Here is a 2,058-nt window from a genome sequence, read left to right as displayed (position 1 = left end):
TTGCGGAGCACCTCGGGGTATCCTTGCCGACGCTCTATCGCTGGATTCCAGGAGCATCGCGCCCTTAACGGGTTTTATATTCCGTTTTCTGAGGGGACCCCGAGAAGAACGCTCGCCAATAATAGTAATAGTGGTAGTATTAACTACGACTACTACTATTTATAGGAGTTTTTATGGCACTTTCCAGTGAGATCCGGGATCGGGTATTTGCGGCGGCGGATGCGCTCTATGCCGAGGACCCGACGGGCTTTCCGACGGTCGAGGCGGTACGGGCGGCGGCACGCACGAGTATGGGGGCGGCGGTCGAAGGGTTACGGGCATGGCGGGAGCGGCAGAGGCAGCAGGTACAGCGTCCGGTAGAGCTCCCCTTACCGTCTGCCCTGGCGGTGGTCCTGGAACAGGCCGGGCGCACCCTCTGGACGGCGGCAAGGGAAGACGCGGAGAGGGCGTTACGGGCAGCGCAGGAAGCCTTTGTGGCGGAGAAGGCGGAACTGCTGCAAGTATCCGAGCAACAGAGCGAGGCCTTCGACCAACAGGCGGAAGCCCTGGCGGTCGCCCAGGAGCAGTGCCGGGCCTTGCAGGAAGCGTTAGCGACGCAGCAGGAAGGGTATACGGCCACCGAGGAAGCCCTGCGGGAAGAGATCGAGCGGTTGACGGACACTACCCGAGAGCAGCGCGAACAGATCGCCCGACTGGAAGGACAGCTAGAGACCCTGGCGGCGGAGAATGCCAAGCTCCTGAACCTGCTGGGCGGGAAGCTGGATGCGGTGGCCGAGCCGTCCACCTGAAGCGGTGTGTGTCGTCCTGGTGGTGTCGGTAAAGGCCGGTTTTCTGGGATAACACGCTATCCCAGAAAAATGCTTGGTGTGCGTAATCGAGGCAATAAACAGCGGTCCTATAAAAACATTAGCCTGTGTTTCCCGCATGGTTTTTGACAGCAATGTTTACATGGATTATAACAAACCGGTGGCGAATGGGCTTAAAGTTGCTGGTAGTAGCGTGATTTAGGTAATGCCAGATAAAGCAGCCGCAGCCTTCGGCTACTTTGTGCTACTACCGTCAATTGGATATACCTTTCCCCTCTGCGCGCTGTCGGTTTTTGCGTCGCTTGTCCTCTGACCTGGTTCCCTGCAGTAAAACTTCAAATTATGACTGAGATTTTCTAAACGGCTTTTTATGGCGTTTGCATATTTCTGTGGAAATATCCCCAATCGTGGGGATACTGCGGAGGGTATCTTTGCGTGTTTCACACGTTCTGCAATAGCGGTTACGTGCGGGATTCATCTGCGTTTGAGGTACTGGTAGAGGGTTTCGCGGCTGATGCCGAAGGCTGTGGCGAGCTGGGTTTTGGGTTCACCGCTGGCGGCGCGGCGGCGGAGATCGGCGGCCTGTTTGGGGGAGAGGGCTTTTTTGCGTCCCTTGTAAACGCCGCGCCGCTTGGCAAGCTCGATGCCCTCGCGTTGTCGTTCCTTGAGCAGGGCGCGCTCGAACTCCGCAAAGGCGCCCATAACGGAGAGCAGGAGCTGGGCCATAGGGGAATCCTCGCCGGTGAAGGTAAGACCTTCTTTGACGAACGCGACGCGCACGCCGCGCCCCGTCAGGGTTTGTACCAGGCGGCGCAGGTCATCGAGGTTGCGGGCCAACCTGTCCAGGCTGTGGACGAGGACGGTATCGCCCTCGCGCACAAACGCCAGTAACTCATCGAGCGCGGGCCGTTGGGTATCCTTGCCCGAGGCCTTATCGGTAAAGACCCGATCGAGGGCGAGGCCTTCGAGTTGTCGCTCGGGGTTTTGGTCGAAGCTGCTGACGCGGACATAGCCGATGCGATGGCCGTTCATGGGAGTTCTCCTGCGGAAGTGTCAGGTAAGACTCTATGATCTGCGCGATGGTACTGTCAAGAAAGCCAAAAACGAGTCTATTCTGACGCGATTCCTGGGGGGTGCCTGACATCGGGTTGGGGTATAGTCTAACTGGACGAGTCAAAAAGCATTGCATATATTTCAATAGTTGTTGTATACTCAAAATATGGAAAAGCAAACTGCCACATCAATCTTCGAA

General features: G+C 57.1%; 2 protein-coding genes. One reads left to right on the top strand and one right to left on the bottom strand.

All coding sequences use genetic code 11. The features are described from left to right. Positions 1 to 173 precede the first annotated feature (173 nt). Complete coding sequence (locus tag AB4090_RS14945) at positions 174 to 788, top strand: DNA-binding protein (RefSeq protein ID WP_369574672.1); 615 nt, start codon at positions 174 to 176, stop codon at positions 786 to 788. A gap of 492 nt (positions 789 to 1,280) precedes the next feature. Here the strand turns inward: AB4090_RS14945 and AB4090_RS14940 are convergent, their stop codons facing one another. Beyond that, on the bottom strand, positions 1,281 to 1,838 hold the full coding sequence (locus AB4090_RS14940; protein WP_369574671.1) for a recombinase family protein: 558 nt from the start codon (positions 1,836 to 1,838) through the stop codon (positions 1,281 to 1,283). Positions 1,839 to 2,058: the final 220 nt, after the last annotated feature.

Origin of the sequence: Acidithiobacillus sp. IBUN Pt1247-S3 (genome assembly GCF_041146875.1) — a bacterium.
GTDB lineage: Bacteria > Pseudomonadota > Gammaproteobacteria > Acidithiobacillales > Acidithiobacillaceae > Igneacidithiobacillus.
The sequence above is the reverse complement of the archived record's forward strand: the minus strand, read 5'-3'. Positions and strand labels throughout refer to the sequence as shown.

Coding starts and splice junctions, on each gene's coding strand:
- AB4090_RS14945 (WP_369574672.1), top strand. CDS start 174: ATGGCACTTTCCAGTGAGATCCGGGATCGGGTATTTGCGGCGGCGGAT.
- AB4090_RS14940 (WP_369574671.1), bottom strand. CDS start 1,838: ATGAACGGCCATCGCATCGGCTATGTCCGCGTCAGCAGCTTCGACCAA.